Source organism: Cytobacillus sp. FSL H8-0458, from assembly GCF_038002165.1.
In the GTDB taxonomy this organism is placed as follows: Bacteria; Bacillota; Bacilli; order Bacillales; family Cytobacillaceae; genus Cytobacillus.
The window spans coordinates 3849000-3870452 of record NZ_JBBOBR010000001.1 but is presented as its reverse complement, the minus strand read 5'-3'; the positions used below and the strand labels follow the sequence as shown (position 1 = coordinate 3870452).

General features: G+C 46.0%; 12 protein-coding genes, 3 rRNA genes and 3 riboswitches. All 15 genes read left to right on the top strand.

From position 1 onward, the window contains the following. Window positions 1-108: 108 nt before the first annotated feature. Complete coding sequence (locus NYE23_RS19320; protein ID WP_341080079.1) at window positions 109-1065, top strand: AAA family ATPase; 957 nt, start codon at window positions 109-111, stop codon at window positions 1063-1065. 1 nt (window position 1066) lies between these two features. Continuing rightward, on the top strand, window positions 1067-2281 hold the full coding sequence (locus NYE23_RS19315) for a DUF58 domain-containing protein (RefSeq protein WP_341080076.1): 1215 nt from the start codon (window positions 1067-1069) through the stop codon (window positions 2279-2281). Further along, complete coding sequence (locus NYE23_RS19310; RefSeq protein WP_341080073.1) at window positions 2281-4485, top strand: DUF4129 domain-containing transglutaminase family protein; 2205 nt, start codon at window positions 2281-2283, stop codon at window positions 4483-4485. Before NYE23_RS19315 ends, NYE23_RS19310 begins: the two co-directional genes overlap by 1 nt. A 70-nt stretch (window positions 4486-4555) precedes the next feature. Next, window positions 4556-4657, top strand: a riboswitch (purine riboswitch). Window positions 4658-4874: 217 nt separating this feature from the next. Continuing rightward, window positions 4875-6395, top strand: a complete 1521-nt coding sequence (gene guaA / locus NYE23_RS19305) for a glutamine-hydrolyzing GMP synthase (RefSeq protein ID WP_341080816.1) — start codon at window positions 4875-4877, stop codon at window positions 6393-6395. An 85-nt stretch (window positions 6396-6480) separates the two neighbouring features. Further along, a riboswitch (purine riboswitch) is annotated at window positions 6481-6582 on the top strand. A 126-nt stretch (window positions 6583-6708) separates the two neighbouring features. Then, complete coding sequence (locus NYE23_RS19300) at window positions 6709-8037, top strand: NCS2 family permease (protein ID WP_341080071.1); 1329 nt, start codon at window positions 6709-6711, stop codon at window positions 8035-8037. A 426-nt stretch (window positions 8038-8463) separates the two neighbouring features. After that, complete coding sequence (gene glcT, locus NYE23_RS19295; protein WP_341080068.1) at window positions 8464-9306, top strand: glucose PTS transporter transcription antiterminator GlcT; 843 nt, start codon at window positions 8464-8466, stop codon at window positions 9304-9306. A gap of 216 nt (window positions 9307-9522) precedes the next feature. Then, a complete protein-coding gene (gene ptsG, locus NYE23_RS19290; protein ID WP_341080066.1) occupies window positions 9523-11583 on the top strand; it encodes a glucose-specific PTS transporter subunit IIBC in 2061 nt (686 codons plus the stop codon). Between the two features lie 318 nt (window positions 11584-11901). Then, a 16S ribosomal RNA gene (locus NYE23_RS19285) occupies window positions 11902-13452 on the top strand. A gap of 301 nt (window positions 13453-13753) precedes the next feature. Beyond that, window positions 13754-16689, top strand: a 23S ribosomal RNA gene (locus tag NYE23_RS19280). A gap of 78 nt (window positions 16690-16767) precedes the next feature. Further along, window positions 16768-16884: ribosomal RNA gene (rrf, locus tag NYE23_RS19275) — 5S ribosomal RNA — on the top strand. The 16S, 23S and 5S rRNA genes sit together here, the layout of an rRNA operon. A gap of 465 nt (window positions 16885-17349) precedes the next feature. Further along, window positions 17350-17892, top strand: coding sequence for a DUF2179 domain-containing protein (locus NYE23_RS19270; protein WP_035333237.1), 543 nt, complete (start codon window positions 17350-17352; stop codon window positions 17890-17892). Then, the gene (locus NYE23_RS19265) at window positions 17889-18095 is read left to right on the top strand and encodes an NETI motif-containing protein (RefSeq protein WP_341080064.1); all 207 of its coding nucleotides are present in this window, start codon (window positions 17889-17891) and stop codon (window positions 18093-18095) included. Before NYE23_RS19270 ends, NYE23_RS19265 begins: the two co-directional genes overlap by 4 nt. An 88-nt stretch (window positions 18096-18183) precedes the next feature. Next, window positions 18184-18285: riboswitch (purine riboswitch) on the top strand. A gap of 138 nt (window positions 18286-18423) precedes the next feature. Next, on the top strand, window positions 18424-18912 hold the full coding sequence (purE, locus tag NYE23_RS19260; RefSeq protein ID WP_341080063.1) for a 5-(carboxyamino)imidazole ribonucleotide mutase: 489 nt from the start codon (window positions 18424-18426) through the stop codon (window positions 18910-18912). Next, window positions 18899-20053, top strand: coding sequence for a 5-(carboxyamino)imidazole ribonucleotide synthase (gene purK / locus NYE23_RS19255; protein WP_445662625.1), 1155 nt, complete (start codon window positions 18899-18901; stop codon window positions 20051-20053). The genes purE and purK overlap by 14 nt, the downstream gene beginning before the upstream one ends. Before the next feature lie 3 nt (window positions 20054-20056). After that, window positions 20057-21349 (top strand): adenylosuccinate lyase, encoded by a 1293-nt coding sequence (gene purB, locus NYE23_RS19250; protein ID WP_341080059.1) that lies wholly within the window; start codon window positions 20057-20059, stop codon window positions 21347-21349. Window positions 21350-21453: the final 104 nt, after the last annotated feature.

Genomic DNA, 21453 nt, shown 5'->3' with positions numbered 1-21453 from the left:
AACACAGGAGTTTCCAGCGCGACAGCGAATATATAATAGGTTAGAATTAAATCTGGGGAATTGTAAATTAGTGGAATTATAGATATAGATAAAGGGGAGAGATTTCACATGGATCGAAATCAGATGCACCCTGCAATTGAGAGGGTATTAGGAAATATTGAAAAAGTCATGATCGGCAAACGGGATGTCGCAGAGTTAAGCCTAGTGGCGCTTTTAGCGGAAGGACATGTTTTGCTCGAGGATGTTCCGGGTGTCGGGAAAACGATGATGGTACGTGCGCTGGCTAAGTCAGTCGGAGCTGCATTTAAACGCATCCAATTCACGCCTGATTTGCTGCCTTCTGATGTAACAGGTGTATCCATCTATAATCCGAAGGAAATGGAGTTTCAGTTCAGGCCTGGTCCCATTATGGGCAATATTATTTTAGCAGACGAAATCAACAGGACCTCTCCCAAGACGCAATCCGCTCTTCTTGAAGGAATGGAAGAAAGCAGTGTGACCATCGACGGAGTGACGCATCGTCTTGAAAGACCCTTCTTCGTTATGGCAACGCAAAATCCCATCGAGTATGAGGGAACCTATCCGCTTCCGGAAGCGCAGCTGGACAGATTCCTTTTAAAAATGAAAATGGGCTATCCGGATATAGCGGATGAGATGGAGGTCTTGAACCGGGCGCAGCGCATTCCGCCGATAGAAGATCTGGAAACGGTAATGGACCTGGCTGAATTGCGTTCACTGCAGACAGAAATTAAAGAAGTGCATGTGGATCAAACGATTAAACGCTATATAGTGGAAATTGCCAATGGAACCCGTAACCACAGCAGTGTGTATTTAGGGGCCAGTCCGCGCGGTTCGATTGCTTTAATGAAAGCAGCCCAGGCTTATGCATTCATGTATGGACGCGATTATGTTCTTCCGGATGACATTCAGTATTTGGTGCCAGCTGTTTTTGTCCACAGAATTATCTTAAGGTCAGAAGCGAAATTTGAAGGCATTACCGCTGAAGAAGTGGTGGGACGGGTCATTGCCAGGGTGTCTGTCCCTGTACAAAGGCTAGTGAAGTAAAATGAAACAGCTGTTAAATACACTGAAAGGTGTCTGGAAGCTGATTTTGCTATTTCTGCTTATTTTGTTCACCTTTTCGTATGCCATGTTCCAGGGCGGCTTTGTCAGCTGGTTTTTGTTTTACAGCTTTGTGCCGTTTGCTTTATACGCCCTTGGTCTGTCGTTTTATTCATTAAACAGCGTTAAAGTGGCGCGGATCCTGCCGAAAACAGAATACAATGCGGGTGAGCAGGCTGTGATTACTTTGAAGATAAGCAGGGAATCTGCTTTTCCTTTATTGTACCTAGTCATTGAGGATGAAATGAGTGAACAGCTCCTGCATGCCAGGAAGTCAAACGAGGCAAAGAGATTCTTATTTCCGGGATTTCAGAAGGAAATGTCCATACAATACAAGATTAACAGTCTGCCGAGGGGAGAGCATTTTTTTGCCTCTGTCCGTTTTAAAACGGGTGATCTGCTCGGTTTAATAGAAAAAGAAAGACAAGCTACTGCTGAGAGCAGGATGATTGTCTACCCGGCGTATGAAGAAATGATCTATAAGCCTATGGCCCATCATTATGATCAGGGAATGACTGCTTCAAAAGAGCGGGTGCAAAGGGATACTTCCATGGCAATCGGCATCAGGGAGTATCAGCCGGGAGACAGATTTTCCTGGATTAACTGGAAAGCTACCGCAAAGCGAAATGATATTATGACCAAGGAATTTGAACAAAGGCAGTCTCACGATGTCTACATTCTGATGGACTGCGCACCGGATAGCCGATTCGAGGCCATTGTTTCGTTTACTGCTTCCATTGTGAGGGCGATTCTCCGTAAAGGAGCACAGGTTGGGTTTTTGACCTCTGCAGCAGCCCGGACAGCTTTTCCGATCAGAGGCGGAGAAGCACACCAGCTCCAGCTGTTTCATCATTTGGCAAAAATAAAAGATGCTTCGGCAGCATCCGTGGACCGGGTTCTTGAAGCTGAGCATTTTCTTCTGCAGCAGAACAGTCAGCTGATGATTGTTACAGCACAATTAACAAAAGCACTTATAGAGAAAGCCGGATTTTTTACATCCAAAAATGGGGTCTTGACGATATTTTTAATCAAAAATGAACATGAATCTCCTTCCGGTGACGAACTGGCGCTTAAAGCCTCTGCGAATGCCAGGGGAATCCGGGTCGTTTTGGTTCATAACGGACATTTTGCAGATGTGTTTTCGGGGGTGGGCAAGTGATGGGCTATCAGAGGGTTCAAAAGGATTTTGCCACCTTTCTTCTATATGTTCTTGGCTTTTTCTTATTATGGGAATGGCTGCGCCCGGTTGAAGAGCTGACAGATACATCGAATATTATCGTTTTCCTTGTGTTCCTTGTATTGTCACTCCTGCTGGCTTTCTTTGGCGTAAGTCCAGTAATGAGCAGTGCTATTAAGGTGCTTTATATTTTATATGAGCTGCATTATTTGTATTTTGAAGGCTCCTTTTTTCAGTTTTCATGGATAGCCGCGTTTGCATCGGATATGTGGCATAACTTTGGCTTGCTGGCTGAGAGAGACTGGCCCGCCATAACCAATCTTTTCAGAAGCCTGCTTTTTTTCATACTGCTGTGGCTGATGACCTATCTGATTCAGTACTGGCTGATTAATCGCAGGCAGATTTTCATTTTCTTTTTCATGACACTCATTTATATAACGGTCCTTGACACCTTTACGCCTTACACGGCAGACGCGGCGATTGTCAGGACGGTTATTGCGGGCTTTGCGGTTATGGGCATCTTAACGTTTAATCGTCTTCTGGAGCAGGAAGGGATGAAAAAAGAAGCCTCCCTGTCGCGCAAATGGATGATTCCGCTGACTGCCCTGATCGCGCTAAGCACCGGCTTGGGATTTGCTGCCCCTAAGGCAGAACCGATTTGGCCCGATCCTGTTCCGTTTATTAAATCCTATGGGCAAAACAGCGGCAGTGATGGCCCGGGTATTCAGAAAATCGGCTATGGTGAAGACGATTCCCGCCTTGGTGGCCCTTTTATAGGAGATAACGCTGTGGTTTTCAAGGCGGAAGTGGAGTCCCGTCATTACTGGAAGGTGGAAACGAAGGATACGTATACAGGCAAGGGATGGGTAACCTTCCAGCCTGAAGGGGAATACCTTCCGTTTGGAATGGGAGAAGAAATCCCGGTTACATCGTTCATCGATAGCGATGCAATTGAAACCAGTGAAGAAGTAAGCTCCGTTTATACTTTTATGAATTACCCTCACGTGGTGTATCCATTAGGGTTAAAAAGTATTAAAGCCTCGCCTTTCATTACCTATGAGCTGGAAACAGCCACAGAAAAGATTCGTACATTGGATAGCGGACGGCCAATGGCATTGGAAGATTACAAATTGGGTTTTGCGGTGCCTGAATACAGTGTGACTGCCATGAAGGCATCGGGAGCAAAAGCGGAATCACTTCCTGAGGAATTTTTGTCCCGATATACACAGCTGCCTGAAGAATTACCTGAAAGGATCAGGGACCTGGCGCAGGAAATCACTCAGGATAAGCCGGATTGGTTTGAAAAAGCCAGGGAGCTTGAGAGGTATTTCCGAAGGGGAGAATATACCTACAGCCAGACAGACGTAGCTGTTCCGGATGAGAATGAGGATTATGTTGACCAATTTTTATTTGATACCAAGCAGGGGTATTGCGACAACTTCTCTTCCTCCATGGTGGTTATGGCGAGGTCGATCGGATTGCCGGCAAGATGGGTGAAGGGCTATACGGAAGGAGAATTCAAACAGTCGCTCGGGTCTGGTCTCCGTTTATTTGAAATAACAAATAACAATGCCCATTCATGGGTGGAAATTTATTTTCCTGAAATTGGGTGGGTTCCATTTGAACCAACTCAAGGCTTTAATAATAACGTGCAGTTCAACTTTGACACTGCCGGCCAAAATACGAGCGAGCCGGAAGCGGAAAAGCCAAAAGAGACTGAGACTCCTGTCAAGCCGGACAAGCCTGAAGTAACATCATCGAAAGAATCGCCTTTTACTTTAGAAAAGCTTTGGGGCAATATAGAGTCTTTCTTTAAAGAACATTGGAAAGTAATCGGAGCAGCCGTTTTGGCAGCTGCTTTGCTTGTTATCGTGCTTTTCCAGAAACGGGGTAAATGGCTTCCTCATTATTTCATCTGGAGATTTAAAAGAACAAGGAATGATGAGCACTTCTCCAAGGCTTACCTGATTCTTTTAAAAGAATTGGACCGATACGGGTTAAAACGGAACAGCGGACAAACCTTAAGGGATTATGCCAAGTATGTTGACAGTTTTTTCTCAACAAGGGAAATGAGCAGGCTGACAGCCCGCTACGAAGAGCTTGTCTACAGGGGAGTCATGAAAGAAGGAAGCTGGAATGATACGAAGGAATTGTGGGAAAATTTAATTAAAAGGACAATAGCTTGACCGGGATTTGTGGCTGTTGTTACAATAGGCAAATAAGACAGCGGCATATTGTTCGGGTTTTGCCGTTTTACACAATTAAATCATGCACCTTCATATATCCTCGATAATATGGTTCGAAAGTCTCTACCGGATCGCCGTAAATGATCTGACTATGAAGGCAGAAGAAGTTTTTTGCTATACGTGAGAACCGGAATTCTGCCTTCACTTTTTTTTGTGGAGAAAGAGTCCCGGTTTTTTTATTGTCCAGCTTCCCGCTGATATATATGAAATGCTTGAGAAATTATATTTTTACTAGATATTTTATCTGCAGGAGAGAAGACTAAAGGCAATATAACAAATTTAATGAGGTGAACAGTGTGACGGGGAAAACAGAACTTCAAAATCAGGAAATGATAGTAGTGCTGGACTTTGGAAGCCAGTACAATCAGTTAATCACACGCAGAATTCGTGAGTTTGGTGTATACAGCGAGCTGCATCCGCATACGATTACAGCTGCAGAAATCAAGGAAATGAATCCGAAAGGAATTATTTTCTCCGGAGGTCCTAACAGTGTCTATGGCGAAAATGCCTTCCGCTGTGATGAAGAAATTTTTGAACTGGGCTTGCCGATTTTTGGAATCTGCTATGGCATGCAGCTGATGACCATGCACTTTGACGGAAAAGTAGAACCTGCCAAGCACCGTGAATACGGAAAGGCGATCATGAAGATTGAAAACGAGTCCAAATTGTTTACAGATCTTCCTCGGGAACAGACAGTCTGGATGAGCCATGGCGATCTTGTTGTAGAGGCTCCGGCTGGTTTCACAGTGGATGGTACCAATCCATCATGCCCGATTGCGGCTATGAGCAATGAAGAGCGCGGTTTATACGCTGTTCAATTCCACCCAGAAGTGCGCCACTCCGTTCATGGAAATGATATGCTGAAAAACTTTGTGTTCGGTGTTTGCGGCTGTACCGGTGATTGGTCAATGGAGAACTTCATTGAAATTGAAATGGAAAAGATCCGCCAGGAAGTTGGAGATAAAAAGGTGCTTTGCGCATTGAGCGGCGGGGTTGACTCATCTGTTGTTGCCGTCCTTATCCATAAAGCAATCGGCGACCAGCTGACATGTATTTTCGTGGATCACGGCCTGCTGAGAAAAGATGAAGCAGAAGGCGTCATGAAGACATTTGCTGATGGCTTTAATATGAATGTAATTAAAGTGGATGCCCAGGAACGCTTTATGAATAAGCTTAAAGGTGTGAGCGATCCTGAACAAAAGCGTAAAATCATTGGCAATGAATTCATCTATGTATTCGATGATGAAGCTGCTAAGCTTGAAGGCATTGATTTCCTTGCACAAGGAACACTTTATACCGATATTATTGAAAGTGGAACAGCTACTGCCCAGACGATTAAATCTCATCACAATGTAGGCGGGCTTCCTGAAGATATGCAATTTAAGCTGATTGAGCCGCTTAACACTCTGTTTAAAGATGAAGTGCGTGCATTGGGAACAGAGCTTGGCATTCCGGATGAAATCGTGTGGAGACAGCCATTCCCTGGCCCGGGATTAGGGATCCGGGTACTGGGGGAAATCTCAGAAGATAAGCTTGAAATTGTGCGCGAGTCTGATGCTATATTGCGTGAGGAAATCCTTAAGGCAGGGCTTGATCGCGACATTTGGCAATATTTCACGGTTCTGCCTGATATCCGCAGTGTCGGTGTAATGGGAGATGCCCGGACTTATGATTATACTATTGGAATCCGTGCGGTTACTTCCATAGATGGTATGACTTCTGACTGGGCACGTATTCCATGGGATGTACTGGAGATTATTTCAACTAGAATCGTTAATGAAGTATCGCATGTCAACAGAGTGGTTTACGATATTACAAGCAAGCCGCCTGCAACAATTGAGTGGGAATAAAATACGAACATTAATAAAAAGCGGACATGAAAATGTTCGCTTTTTCTATTGACTAGGACTTTTTGAGGTGCTATGATAAAAAAGAATTAAATATGTCGTTTTACGTCGTATAATCTTGGGGATATGGCCCAAAAGTTTCTACCGAGCTGCCGTAAATAGCTTGACTACGAGGTAAGTGCAAATAGGGATGTTTTTGCCTTTATTCTCTTTGTTTTTCCCTATGGCAAGCACGAGCCAGTTGTCAATGCTCCGGTACTCAATACCGGAGTTTTTTTTATTGCGAAAATAAAGATAGCCAATAGGGGGAAAAGAAATGAAGAAGTACTTCCAGTTTGAAGAACTTGGTACTAATTATCGCCGTGAATTCATCGGCGGACTCACAACGTTTTTAGCAATGGCTTATATTTTAGTCGTTAATCCGATTACTTTATCGTTAATGGATATACCGGATTTGCCGGATGCCATGAGAATGGACTATGGGGCAGTATTTGTGGCAACAGCAGTGGCTGCGGCAATTGGATCCCTATTGATGGGTGTGCTGGCCAGATATCCGATTGCACTTGCTCCGGGTATGGGATTAAATGCATTTTTTGCTTATACAGTTGTTTTAACGATGGGGATTCCTTGGCAGCATGCATTAGGCGGGGTTCTTATTTCAGGGATTATTTTTATTCTTTTATCCCTATCAGGTTTGCGTGAAAAAATCATTAACTCGATTCCTGCTGAATTAAAATATGCAGTAAGTGCCGGAATCGGATTGTTTATAACATTTGTCGGTGCTCAAAGTGCAGGGCTAATTGTTAATAATGATGCAGTACTTGTAGGTTTAGGCGATTTTTCTGATGGAAATGTGCTTCTGGCCATTTTCGGAATTATCATCACGGTTATTCTGATGACAAAAGGTATTAATGGCGGAATTTTTATTGGAATGGTGATCACGACGATTGTTGGGATGATTGCCGGTCTGATCGATGTTCCAGGAAAGGTTGTTGATTCAGTGCCAAGTGTGGCTCCAACTTTCGGGGCGGCATTTGGGGCATACAGCGACCCTTCATTCTTCTCAACCAGCATGCTGGTCGTTGTCCTGACATTCCTGTTCGTTGACTTCTTTGATACAGCGGGAACTTTGGTGGGTGTTGCCAATCAGGCAGGCCTTATGAAGGAAAATAAGTTGCCTCGCGCAGGAAAAGCGCTTTTGGCGGACTCAACAGCAACTGTCGTTGGTGCGATATTCGGAACATCCACAACAACTTCCTTTATTGAGTCCTCCTCAGGGGTTGCGGCAGGTGCGAGAACAGGATTTGCGTCGATTGTCACAGCAGGGTTCTTCCTGTTATCATTATTCTTCTTCCCGCTTTTAGAAGTCATTACTTCTGCGGTGACGGCTCCGGCACTGATCATTGTCGGTGTATTGATGGTTGCATCATTAGGCAACATTGACTGGACAAAGTTTGAAATTGCTGTTCCGGCATTCCTGACAATTATTGCAATGCCATTGACTTACAGTATCGCAACTGGAATCGCAATCGGGTTTATCTTCTATCCAATTACCATGATTGTAAAAGGAAGAATCAAAGAGATCCATCCAATTATGTATGTGCTGTTTGTCATATTCGTTATGTATTTCATTTTCCTGAAGTAATAGGATATGTGGGGCCCGCTGGGATGCGGGTCTCTTTTTATAAAGTGATAGTAAAACTTTAACGTCGATAACTGTCTAGCTCCAGGCGCCATCGGCTCGAGGTCATAAGCTTGTCTAGTTTCGGCTCCTAGGGACTCGAGACATAAGCCAATCCCTTCCAGAAGGAAAGAACACCTTCTTGCAGGGATTGGCTTATGCTAGTCGTCCCTGAGCAGTCGCCTCCGCATTTCGGTTTATCTAGTTTCGGCTCCTAGGGACTCTCGGGTCTAAGCCGTTCCCTTCCAGAAGGAAGGAGCACCTTCTTACAGGGACCGTCTTATGCTTGTCGCCGATAAGCGGGCGCCTTGCGCTTTTCTTAACCGTTGACTTCCCGGACAGGCTTTTATACCATGAGAGTACATTTGTTTAATGAGCGGGGAGAAGAGAATGGGTGAGTATAAGGTAAAAAAAGTATTGAATAATAACGTCCTTATTGGCAGCCATGATTCATTAGGGGAAGTCGTCCTGATTGGAAAAGGGATTGGCTTCAACCGGAAATCGGGCCAGCCAATCGATTCTGCTTTGGTTGAAAAGCTCTTTGTGCTTAAAAATGAAAAAGAGCAGGAGAATTATCTGAAGCTCATGCCCTATGTGGATAATCAATTGCTTGAAGCAATTATCTCCTCCATCCAATTGATAAAACAAAGGGCGAACTCCATGCTTAATGAACATATCCACGTTGCGTTAACGGATCACTTAATGTTTGCGATAACACGCCTGAAGAAAGGGATGGAAATGAGAAATCCTTTTCTGGTCGAAACGAAGACATTGTACCCATTTGAATTCGAAATAGCCCAGGAAGTTGTAAACCTTATAGGGCATCGTACAGGTATATATTTGCCTGAAGGAGAGGTTGGGTTTATTGCCCTCCATGTTCACAGTGCGGTTATGAACCGTGATTTATCCGAAGTGAATCAGCATTCTCAGCTGGTGACCCATCTTGTTAACATGATTGAAGACCAGCTGGATATTCAAATTGATAAAGGCAGCATTGATTATATGAGGCTTGTCCGCCACATCCGCTTCACCATTGAAAGGGTTAACAAAGGCGAGGTTGTTGAAGAACCGGAAAAAATAACTTCACTCTTGAAAGAAGAATACCCGGTATGCTACAATCTCTCTTGGAAGCTCATTAAAGTAATGCAGCAAACATTAAAAAAACCAGTCTATAACGCAGAAGCTGTTTATCTGACTATGCATCTGCAAAGACTGCAAAAGAAAATAAATTAATTGCGATATTATCTTGTCCAGAAATGGCAAGTCTTTACGTGTTACTGATTCGATCAGGCATGAGTGAAGAAAGGTAATGGAATCTAGGCAAATAGGGTATGATACCCTTGTAGCACCTGAATTCTATCCTTTTTTCCTCATGCCTTTTTTATTTTTTAATGGTTGCCGCTATTAAATGAAAACGCTTAATGAGTAAAAATTTTAGGAGGTTAACATATGTTTAAAAAAGTATTTGGCGTCCTGCAAAAAGTCGGAAAAGCCTTGATGCTTCCTGTAGCCTTGCTGCCTGCAGCGGGGATCCTGCTTGCTCTTGGTGCGGCTCTGCAGAATCCGGCGCTGCTCGAACTGGCTCCGCTCCTGGATAACAGCGGGGTTGAAATCGTTGCCCAGGTTATGCAAAAAGCAGGGGATATCGTCTTTGCCAACCTGCCGGTGCTATTTGCAGTTGGTGTAGCTGTTGGTTTGGCAGGCGGTGAAGGTGTAGCTGCGCTTGCTGCCATTATCGGTTATTTGATTATGAACGTGACAATGGGTACGGCTGCCGGAATAACGGCAGAGGATGTAAATGGACTTAATTATGCGAATATCTTAGGAATTCCAACTCTGCAGACTGGTGTATTCGGCGGTATTATAGTTGGGATTATCGCTGCTGCATTATACAACAAATTCTATGAAATCGAACTTCCTTCATACTTAGGATTCTTTGCCGGGAAACGTTTCGTTCCCATTATTACGGCTGCAACATCAGTAGTCCTCGGTTTGCTGATGCTGGTTATTTGGCCTCCAATCCAGGAAGGATTAAATGCCTTCTCACAAAACATGGTTCATGCGAACCTGACTTTATCAGCATTTATATTTGGCTTAATTGAACGGTCGCTGATTCCTTTTGGTCTGCATCATATTTTTTACTCTCCGTTCTGGTATGAATTTGGACAGTATGTAACAAATGCAGGTGAAACAGTACGCGGTGACCAGCGGATTTTCATGGCGCAAATCAGTGACAACGTCCAAAATCTTACTGCAGGTACATTCATGACTGGTAAATTCCCGTTCATGATGTTCGGTCTTCCTGCAGCTGCATTAGCGATTTATCATGAAGCACGTCCCGAAAAGAAAGTGGTAGTCGGAGGCCTTATGGCGTCTGCGGCGTTAACTTCCTTCTTAACTGGTATTACAGAGCCGCTTGAATTCTCATTCTTATTCGTAGCTCCGATCCTGTTTGCTGTGCACGCAGTGTTTGCAGGTCTTTCGTTTATGACCATGCATCTCTTGGATGTAAAAATCGGCATGACTTTCTCAGGCGGTTTGATTGACTATATCTTATTTGGTTTAATCAACCCTCAGACAAATGCCTGGATTGTTATTCCGGTTGGATTGGTATTTGCTGTGATCTATTACTTTGGCTTCCGATTTGCCATCCGCAAATTCAATTTAATGACTCCGGGCCGTGAAGAAGTTGAAGATGAAGAATCTGCTGATTCAGGTAAAGGCGGAGATCTTCCATATGAAGTCCTTGATGCAATGGGCGGACAGGAAAACATCGCTCATCTAGATGCTTGTATTACTCGACTTCGTGTATCTGTAAACGATATTAAAAATGTAGATAAAGAACGCTTGAAGAAACTTGGTGCGTCTGGAGTACTGGAGGTTGGAAACAACATTCAGGCTATCTTTGGCCCGAGATCTGAAACAATCAAAGGCCAAATGAAAGACATTATGAGCGGCAAAAGACCGCGCGCAGTTGAAAAAGCTCCAGAAGGCGGAGTTGAACAGCAAATTGAAGAAGTAAATCCTGAAGCTCTTCAGACTGAGCACAAGGAAGACCTATTCATTTCACCAATTAAAGGAGAAATCAAACCGATCACGGAAGTACCTGACGCTGTATTCTCAGGAAAAATGATGGGGGATGGTTTTGCCATTGTACCTGCGGAAGGAACTGTTGTATCACCGGTGGACGGGAAAATTGTTAACATGTTCCCAACAAAGCATGCGATTGGCATCCTTTCAGATTCGGGCCGCGAAATCCTGATCCATGTGGGTATTGATACGGTTAACCTGAAGGGTCAGGGGTTTGAAGCGTTAATTGCAGAGAATGACCGTGTAGAAGCGGGACAGCCGCTATTGAAAGTGGATCTTGATTATATCGGGGAGAACGCCACTTCCATTATTACGCCGATCGTATTTACAAACCTTCAACAGGGTGAAGCAATCAAAATTAATAAGCCGGGCGCTGTTGACCTTAAAGAAAAGGATATCATCGTCATCTCAAAACAATAATATATAATATAGAAGAAGCCAGCTGCGGTTCAAACAGCTGGTTTCTTTTTATTTGATAGGATAACAAAATTATTTGTGCTTTTTTGAATAACTTGTTGACCCTCTGGGCAACAGGTGTTATTATAGAAAAACAGTCGCTTGAGACGCTAACAGCATTTCAAAGATTTTAAAAAAAGTTGTTGACGAAGTGATTGAGAAATGATATATTAATAAAGTCGCTTCTGAGCGGCGGATTGATCTTTGAAAACTGAACGAACAAAACGTCAACGTTTAATCATTAGTCTTTTTTGAAAAGACAAAACGAGCTTAATCAACTCTTATATGGAGAGTTTGATCCTGGCTCAGGACGAACGCTGGCGGCGTGCCTAATACATGCAAGTCGAGCGGACAGATGGGAGCTTGCTCCCTGAAGTCAGCGGCGGACGGGTGAGTAACACGTGGGCAACCTGCCTGTAAGACTGGGATAACTCCGGGAAACCGGGGCTAATACCGGATAACTCTTTTCCTCACATGAGGAAAAGCTGAAAGATGGCATCTCGCTATCACTTACAGATGGGCCCGCGGCGCATTAGCTAGTTGGTGAGGTAACGGCTCACCAAGGCCACGATGCGTAGCCGACCTGAGAGGGTGATCGGCCACACTGGGACTGAGACACGGCCCAGACTCCTACGGGAGGCAGCAGTAGGGAATCTTCCGCAATGGACGAAAGTCTGACGGAGCAACGCCGCGTGAGTGATGAAGGTTTTCGGATCGTAAAACTCTGTTGTCAGGGAAGAACAAGTACCGGAGTAACTGCCGGTACCTTGACGGTACCTGACCAGAAAGCCACGGCTAACTACGTGCCAGCAGCCGCGGTAATACGTAGGTGGCAAGCGTTGTCCGGAATTATTGGGCGTAAAGCGCGCGCAGGCGGTTCCTTAAGTCTGATGTGAAAGCCCCCGGCTCAACCGGGGAGGGTCATTGGAAACTGGGGAACTTGAGTGCAGAAGAGAAGAGTGGAATTCCACGTGTAGCGGTGAAATGCGTAGAGATGTGGAGGAACACCAGTGGCGAAGGCGACTCTTTGGTCTGTAACTGACGCTGAGGCGCGAAAGCGTGGGGAGCAAACAGGATTAGATACCCTGGTAGTCCACGCCGTAAACGATGAGTGCTAAGTGTTAGAGGGTTTCCGCCCTTTAGTGCTGCAGCAAACGCATTAAGCACTCCGCCTGGGGAGTACGGCCGCAAGGCTGAAACTCAAAGGAATTGACGGGGGCCCGCACAAGCGGTGGAGCATGTGGTTTAATTCGAAGCAACGCGAAGAACCTTACCAGGTCTTGACATCTCCTGACAACCCTAGAGATAGGGCGTTCCCCTTCGGGGGACAGGATGACAGGTGGTGCATGGTTGTCGTCAGCTCGTGTCGTGAGATGTTGGGTTAAGTCCCGCAACGAGCGCAACCCTTGATCTTAGTTGCCAGCATTCAGTTGGGCACTCTAAGGTGACTGCCGGTGACAAACCGGAGGAAGGTGGGGATGACGTCAAATCATCATGCCCCTTATGACCTGGGCTACACACGTGCTACAATGGATGGTACAAAGGGCTGCGAAACCGCGAGGTTAAGCGAATCCCATAAAACCATTCTCAGTTCGGATTGCAGGCTGCAACTCGCCTGCATGAAGCCGGAATCGCTAGTAATCGCGGATCAGCATGCCGCGGTGAATACGTTCCCGGGCCTTGTACACACCGCCCGTCACACCACGAGAGTTTGTAACACCCGAAGTCGGTGGGGTAACCTTTTGGAGCCAGCCGCCTAAGGTGGGACAGATGATTGGGGTGAAGTCGTAACAAGGTAGCCGTATCGGAAGGTGCGGCTGGATCACCTCCTTTCTAAGGAATATTTACAAGAAACGTGACGTTCTTTGTTCGTTCAGTTTTGAGAGTTCAATCTCTCAGTGAAAGATTCGTTCTTTGAAAACTAGATAATGTTAATGAAGAAGCAATAACCGAGTAATCGCCATCTTAGTTTTTTTCTCTTATTTAAAAATAAGTAAGAGCACAAACCATGAGGACGATGAGCGGCAAGGAGATCAAGGAAGCGACCGAGTGAGCACCGGAGCGTACTTTAGTACGTGAGGAGCGGAGCGAGAGAGCTGACGCAGAGATCCGCAGTCGATCAGCGGCCGAAGTAGGTTAAGTTAGAAAGGGCGCACGGTGAATGCCTTGGCACTAGGAGCCGATGAAGGACGGTACTAACACCGATATGCTTCGGGGAGCTGTAAGTAAGCTTTGATCCGGAGATTTCCGAATGGGGAAACCCCCTATCCGTAATGGGATGGGATCCTTATCTGAATACATAGGATATGGAAGGCAGACCCGGGGAACTGAAACATCTAAGTACCCGGAGGAAGAGAAAGCAAACGCGATTCCCTGAGTAGCGGCGAGCGAAACGGGATTAGCCCAAACCAGGAGGCTTGCCTCCTGGGGTTGTAGGACACTCTACACGGAGTTACAAAGGAACGAGGTAAATGAACAGGTCTGGAAAGGCCGGCCAGAGAAGGTAAAAGCCCTGTAGTTGAAACTTCGTTCCCTCCAGAGTGGATCCTGAGTACGGCGGGACACGAGAAATCCCGTCGGAAGCAGGGAGGACCATCTCCCAAGGCTAAATACTCCCTAGTGACCGATAGTGAACCAGTACCGTGAGGGAAAGGTGAAAAGCACCCCGGAAGGGGAGTGAAAGAGATCCTGAAACCGTGTGCCTACAAGTAGTTAGAGCCCGTTAATGGGTGATAGCGTGCCTTTTGTAGAATGAACCGGCGAGTTACGATTACATGCGAGGTTAAGTTGATAAGACGGAGCCGCAGCGAAAGCGAGTCTGAATAGGGCGAATGAGTATGTGGTCGTAGACCCGAAACCAGGTGATCTACCCATGTCCAGGGTGAAGTCCAGGTAACACTGGATGGAGGCCCGAACCCACGCACGTTGAAAAGTGCGGGGATGAGGTGTGGGTAGCGGAGAAATTCCAATCGAACCTGGAGATAGCTGGTTCTCTCCGAAATAGCTTTAGGGCTAGCCTCATGTAGTAAGAGTCTTGGAGGTAGAGCACTGTTTGGACTAGGGGCCCCCATCGGGTTACCGAATTCAGACAAACTCCGAATGCCAAAGACTTATCCATGGGAGTCAGACTGCGAGTGATAAGATCCGTAGTCAAGAGGGAAACAGCCCAGACCACCAGCTAAGGTCCCAAAGTATACGTTAAGTGGAAAAGGATGTGGAGTTGCTTAGACAACCAGGATGTTGGCTTAGAAGCAGCCACCATTTAAAGAGTGCGTAATAGCTCACTGGTCGAGTGACTCCGCGCCGAAAATGTACCGGGGCTAAACGTATCACCGAAGCTGTGGATTGACATCTTCCGATGTCAGTGGTAGGAGAGCGTTCTAAGGGCGTTGAAGCCAGACCGCAAGGACTGGTGGAGCGCTTAGAAGTGAGAATGCCGGTATGAGTAGCGAAAGATGGGTGAGAATCCCATCCACCGAATGCCTAAGGTTTCCTGAGGAAGGCTCGTCCGCTCAGGGTTAGTCGGGACCTAAGCCGAGGCTGAAAAGCGTAGGCGATGGACAACAGGTTGATATTCCTGTACCACCTCTTTACCGTTTGAGCAATGGGGGGACGCAGGAGGATAGGGTAAGCGCGCTGCTGGATTAGCGCGTCCAAGCAGTTAGGCCGGTAACGAGGCAAATCCCGTTACCACACAGGCTGAGCTGTGACGGCGAGGGAAATTTAGTACCGAAGTTCCTGATTCCACACTGCCAAGAAAAGCCTCTAGCGAGGGAAAAGGTGCCCGTACCGCAAACCGACACAGGTAGGCGAGGAGAGAATCCTAAGGTGAGCGAGAGAACTCTCGTTAAGGAACTCGGCAAAATGACCCCGTAACTTCGGGAGAAGGGGTGCTCATTAGGGTGAATAGCCCTGATGAGCCGCAGTGAATAGGCCCAGGCGACTGTTTAGCAAAAACACAGGTCTCTGCGAAGCCGCAAGGCGAAGTATAGGGGCTGACGCCTGCCCGGTGCTGGAAGGTTAAGAGGAGAGGTTAGCGCAAGCGAAGCTTTGAATCGAAGCCCCAGTAAACGGCGGCCGTAACTATAACGGTCCTAAGGTAGCGAAATTCCTTGTCGGGTAAGTTCCGACCCGCACGAAAGGCGTAACGATCTGGGCACTGTCTCAACGAGAGACTCGGTGAAATTATAGTACCTGTGAAGATGCAGGTTACCCGCGACAGGACGGAAAGACCCCGTGGAGCTTTACTGTAGCCTGATATTGAATTTTGGTACAGCTTGTACAGGATAGGTAGGAGCCTGAGAAGCCGGAGCGCCAGCTTCGGTGGAGGCGTCGGTGGGATACTACCCTGGCTGTATTGAAATTCTAACCCGCGCCCCTGATCGGGGCGGGAGACAGTGTCAGGTGGGCAGTTTGACTGGGGCGGTCGCCTCCTAAAAAGTAACGGAGGCGCCCAAAGGTTCCCTCAGAATGGTTGGAAATCATTCGCAGAGTGTAAAGGCACAAGGGAGCTTGACTGCGAGACCTACAAGTCGAGCAGGGACGAAAGTCGGGCTTAGTGATCCGGTGGTTCCGCATGGAAGGGCCATCGCTCAACGGATAAAAGCTACCCCGGGGATAACAGGCTTATCTCCCCCAAGAGTCCACATCGACGGGGAGGTTTGGCACCTCGATGTCGGCTCATCGCATCCTGGGGCTGTAGTCGGTCCCAAGGGTTGGGCTGTTCGCCCATTAAAGCGGTACGCGAGCTGGGTTCAGAACGTCGTGAGACAGTTCGGTCCCTATCCGTCGTGGGCGCAGGAAATTTGAGAGGAGCTGTCCTTAGTACGAGAGGACCGGGATGGACGCACCGCTGGTGTACCAGTTGTCTTGCCAAAGGCATCGCTGGGTAGCTATGTGCGGAAGGGATAAGTGCTGAAAGCATCTAAGCATGAAGCCCCCCTCGAGATGAGATTTCCCATAGCGTCAAGCTAGTAAGATCCCTGAAAGATGATCAGGTTGATAGGTCAGAGGTGGAAGCGTGGCGACATGTGGAGCTGACTGATACTAATCGATCGAGGACTTAACCAAGTCATTGGTGAATACTCGGCAAATGCTTCTTCATACATTATCTAGTTTTGAGGGAACGAAGTTCCTTCAACCAAATAGTCCGGTGGCGATAGCGAGAAGGTCACACCCGTTCCCATACCGAACACGGAAGTTAAGCTTCTCAGCGCCGATGGTAGTTGGGGGCTGTCCCCCTGTGAGAGTAGGACGCTGCCGGGCAAATGAAAGAGCACCTGATGGGTGCTCTTTTTTGTGTGGAATGATAGGTATCTGAATCAGTTGGACTCTTCTTTTTATTGAAAAATGCATTTATGCTGCAGTCCTTATTCTGCGGTCTGTTTAAAAAGTTAAATCTGTTCTCTTCAAAGACAAAGTGTCCAAAAAGGAAGATAAACTTCACGATATGTTAGATAAAAATGAAAACTTGTTAGATAAAACCCAATACACGCTGGATAACATCCAAAACCTGCTAGATAAAACCGTTTGAACCTCTCTCCTGCACATAGCCTCATTATGATCCATAAACAGATATGCCGTTTCATCCCACTCAAAAAAGGATAACCTATACAAAAGAATCAATTTTTGAAAAAAGGTTATCAAAAGCCAATTTCTTTTGTACAATAGTGACTTAATGGGGAGTGGCCGCTCATTTGCCTCTTAATTCCCTATGAAGGAGGACTTGCATTGCTGGAAAACAGTTTTATTATGGTCGCTATTATTTTGATCATTAATATCGTATATGTATCATTTTTTACTATCAGGATGATTCTGACGCTTAAGGGACAGCGTTACCTAGCAGCTTTTATAAGCACCATCGAAGTTGTTATCTATGTCATAGGGTTAGGGCTGGTTCTGGATAACCTGAATGAAATACAAAATCTGATTGCTTATGCAGTCGGTTATGGAATCGGCGTTATTGTCGGCATGAAAATTGAAGAGAAGCTGGCTCTTGGCTATATTACCGTAAATGTAATTACTAAAGAATATGACAGAGACCTGCCTAAAGCTTTAAGGGAGAAAGGGTATGGCGTAACCAACTGGGCTGCCAATGGTCTTGAAGGTGATCGGATGGCCCTGCAGATTCTGACACCGAGAAAATATGAATTAAAGCTTTATCAGACGATTAAAGAGCTGGATCCTAAGGCCTTTATCATCGCTTATGAGCCAAAAACGATTCATGGCGGCTTCTGGGTGAAATCAGTTAAGAGAGGAAAGTTGTCTCAATGAGCAAAGGCAAGAACAAAATGGTATTTGAGGTCCAGGAAAACGAAACGATTGACCAGTGCCTGGCCCGGATACAAAAGGCTGGATATATACCTGTTAGAAGGACTGAGAAGCCTATTTTTAAAGAAGTTAAGACAGGCGGCAAAGTCGATTATGAACCGGCTGGAAGGCAGATCGTTTTTGAGGCAAAACGAGCAGAAGGTTAAAACACGAACATTAATTGTCTGACTTTTAGTATTGTTCGATTTTTCAATTGACAGAATATCAGATATGTTGTTAATATGGTGGTAGTTAATAAAACGTGAATAAACCCCTCGTATAATAATGGGAATAGGGCCCATAAGTTTCTACCTGGCAACCGTAAATTGCCGGACTATGAGGGAAAGCTGATATGCCCGGCATGCAGAAGGAATGGTCCCTGCCGTTTGCAGGTGTCTTCCTTACGGTTCTTTTTAGCCCGGACAGATTACTTTCTCTCATATAAGAGAAGGGTCTGTGCGGGTTTTTTATATTGGACGATTTGGAGGAGAAGGAATGAGCGTACAAGCAGCAGTCATTATGGGAAGCAAGTCAGATTGGGAGACAATGAAGCACGCTTGCGGAATTCTGAAAGAGCTTGAAATCCCGTTTGAAAAGAAGGTTGTTTCAGCCCATCGGACTCCAGATCTTATGTTTGAATATGCTGAGCAGGCAAGGGACAGAGGGATTAAGGTTATTATTGCGGGTGCAGGCGGAGCGGCACATTTGCCTGGAATGGTAGCAGCGAAAACAACACTTCCTGTCATTGGAGTACCAGTGCAATCAAAGGCTCTAAATGGACTGGATTCATTGCTGTCCATTGTTCAGATGCCAGGCGGCATTCCGGTTGCAACTGTTGCGATTGGAAAAGCAGGCGCAACTAACGCCGGATTGCTGGCAGCACAAATCCTTGGCGCATTTGATATAACAATTGCAGAACGTCTTCAGTCCAAAAGAGATAAAACAAAACAGGAAGTACTGGAAAGCAGTGATGAACTTGTCTAATACAACCATTTTACCAGGACAAACAATTGGAATTATTGGCGGGGGACAGCTTGGCAGAATGATGGCCCTGGCAGCTAAGGCAAATGGCTTCAGGATTGCCGTTTTGGATCCGGCAGAAGATTCTCCTTGCGGCCAGATTGCGGATATTAAAATCCTTGGCGAATACGGACATTTAGATTCTATAAAAGAGCTGGCGAAAGTAAGTGATGTTGTCACTTATGAGTTTGAAAACATCAGTGCTGAGGCTCTTGAGTGGCTATGTGCAAATGCGTACGTCCCACAGGGGAGCGAGGTGCTGGAGATTACCCAGGACCGGACAAAGGAAAAAGCAGCCATCCAAAAAGCTGGCTGTGAGGTAGCGCCATATGCGGTCATTACGACTGAAAAAGACATTTATGATAATATAGAAAAGCTTGGCTATCCAGCCGTATTAAAGACTTCCAGAGGCGGATATGACGGAAAAGGGCAAGTTGTGATAAAGAGCGGGCAGGATATTAAGAAAGCTGCACAGCTCCTTGAGAATGGCGAGTGTGTCCTTGAAAAATGGATCGCTTTCGAAAAGGAAATATCGGTTATTATCTGCCGGAATATTTCGGGTGAAAAAGCGGTATTCCCAGTCGGGGAAAATGTCCATAAAGAAAACATTCTGCACCAGACCATTGTGCCGGCCATGATCACAGCTGATGCTGAGGAACGGGCAGTAAATGCAGCAAACCAGCTGGCAGAAGCTTTAAACCTTGTCGGTACACTGGCAGTCGAAATGTTTCTGACAAGAGACGGCCAGATTTACATTAACGAGCTTGCGCCCCGTCCGCATAACTCAGGCCATTATTCGATTGAAGCCTGCGAGACCTCTCAGTTTGAACAGCACATCCGCGCGGTATGCAATTGGCCGCTTGGCAGCACGGAGCTATTAAAACCGGCTGTTATGGTAAACATACTAGGAGAGCACCAGGAGTCTTTAATAAAGAAAATACCTGACTTGGATGACTGGAAGATACACCTGTACGGAAAAAAGGATGCCAAATATAAACGCAAGATGGGCCATGTCACGCTTCTGCGGAACTCTGCCGAAGAGGCACTTGAAGAAGCAGAAAAAAGCGGCATTTGGACACCTGTGAAGGAAAAGATCGGAGGATAAAACATGATTGAACGTTATACGAGACCGGAAATGGGAGCTATCTGGACAGAAGAAAACCGCTTTCAGGCTTGGCTTGAGGTAGAAATACTTGCCTGTGAAGCCTGGGCTGAATTAGGAGATATTCCTAAAGAAGATGTTCAGAAAATCCGGGAAAATGCTTCCTTTAATATTGACCGCATTAAAGAAATCGAAGAGGAAACACGGCATGATGTTGTCGCTTTTACTCGGGCGGTATCTGAAACACTTGGCGAAGAGCGCAAATGGGTTCATTACGGGCTTACTTCCACAGATGTCGTTGACACGGCGCTTTCTTACTTAATCAAGCAGGCGAATGATATTCTTCTAAAAGATATTGAACGCTTTGTGGAAATCCTGAAAAACAAAGCACAGGAGCACAAGCATACAGTGATGATGGGCCGCACGCATGGTGTTCATGCAGAACCTACAACATTCGGTTTGAAGCTCGCGCTATGGTATGAAGAAATGAAGCGTAATCTGGAACGCTTTAAAGAAGCAGCGGCTGGTGTAGAGTTCGGTAAAATCTCCGGTGCCGTTGGAACATATGCAAATATCGATCCTTTCGTTGAAAAATATGTGTGTGAAAAGCTGGGCATCCAGCCAGCGCCAATCTCTACACAAACACTTCAGCGTGACCGTCATGCACATTATATGGGGGCGCTTGCGCTGGTAGCCACTTCAATTGAAAAATTTGCAACGGAGATTCGCGGCCTGCAAAAAAGTGAAACGCGTGAAGTGGAAGAGTTCTTCGCAAAAGGCCAAAAGGGATCATCAGCTATGCCGCACAAACGCAATCCAATTGGTTCAGAAAATATGACGGGGATGGCAAGAGTGATCCGCGGCTATATGATGACTGCTTATGAAAATGTGGCATTATGGCATGAGCGTGATATTTCCCACTCATCAGCTGAAAGAATCATCCTGCCTGACGCTACAATTGCACTGAACTATATGCTGAACCGCTTTGGGAATATCGTAAAGAACTTAACAGTTTTCCCGGAAAACATGAAACGCAATATGGACCGTACTTTAGGGCTGATTTACTCTCAGCGTGTTCTTCTTGCCTTAATTGATAAGGGCATGACTCGTGAAGAGGCATATGACACTGTCCAGCCGCGGGCCATGGAGGCATGGGAAAAGCAGGTGCAGTTCCGCAGCCTGATCGAGCAGGACGAGACCATTACATCGAAGCTATCCGAAGCAGAAATAGATGACTGCTTTGACTATAACTACCACATCAAGCATGTGGATACTATATTTGACCGTCTGGGTTTATAAGAAAATAAAGAGGTAAAGAGCAGTCTTTACCTCTTTATTATCAGGAAAATTCCCAATCTTCTTAATAATTAAATCCAGCTATTTCAATAAGGGAGGCTCTCCGC

What these genes read in the sequence shown, in the direction of transcription:
- NYE23_RS19310 (WP_341080073.1), top strand. Translation starts at nt 2,281, where the DNA reads ATGGGCTATCAGAGGGTTCAAAAGGATTTTGCCACCTTTCTTCTATAT.
- purK (WP_445662625.1), top strand. Translation starts at nt 18,899, where the DNA reads ATGAACTTGTCTAATACAACCATTTTACCAGGACAAACAATTGGAATT.
- NYE23_RS19315 (WP_341080076.1), top strand. Translation starts at nt 1,067, where the DNA reads ATGAAACAGCTGTTAAATACACTGAAAGGTGTCTGGAAGCTGATTTTG.
- ptsG (WP_341080066.1), top strand. Translation starts at nt 9,523, where the DNA reads ATGTTTAAAAAAGTATTTGGCGTCCTGCAAAAAGTCGGAAAAGCCTTG.
- NYE23_RS19300 (WP_341080071.1), top strand. Translation starts at nt 6,709, where the DNA reads ATGAAGAAGTACTTCCAGTTTGAAGAACTTGGTACTAATTATCGCCGT.
- NYE23_RS19320 (WP_341080079.1), top strand. Translation starts at nt 109, where the DNA reads ATGGATCGAAATCAGATGCACCCTGCAATTGAGAGGGTATTAGGAAAT.
- purE (WP_341080063.1), top strand. Translation starts at nt 18,424, where the DNA reads ATGAGCGTACAAGCAGCAGTCATTATGGGAAGCAAGTCAGATTGGGAG.
- purB (WP_341080059.1), top strand. Translation starts at nt 20,057, where the DNA reads ATGATTGAACGTTATACGAGACCGGAAATGGGAGCTATCTGGACAGAA.
- NYE23_RS19265 (WP_341080064.1), top strand. Translation starts at nt 17,889, where the DNA reads ATGAGCAAAGGCAAGAACAAAATGGTATTTGAGGTCCAGGAAAACGAA.
- glcT (WP_341080068.1), top strand. Translation starts at nt 8,464, where the DNA reads ATGGGTGAGTATAAGGTAAAAAAAGTATTGAATAATAACGTCCTTATT.
- guaA (WP_341080816.1), top strand. Translation starts at nt 4,875, where the DNA reads ATGATAGTAGTGCTGGACTTTGGAAGCCAGTACAATCAGTTAATCACA.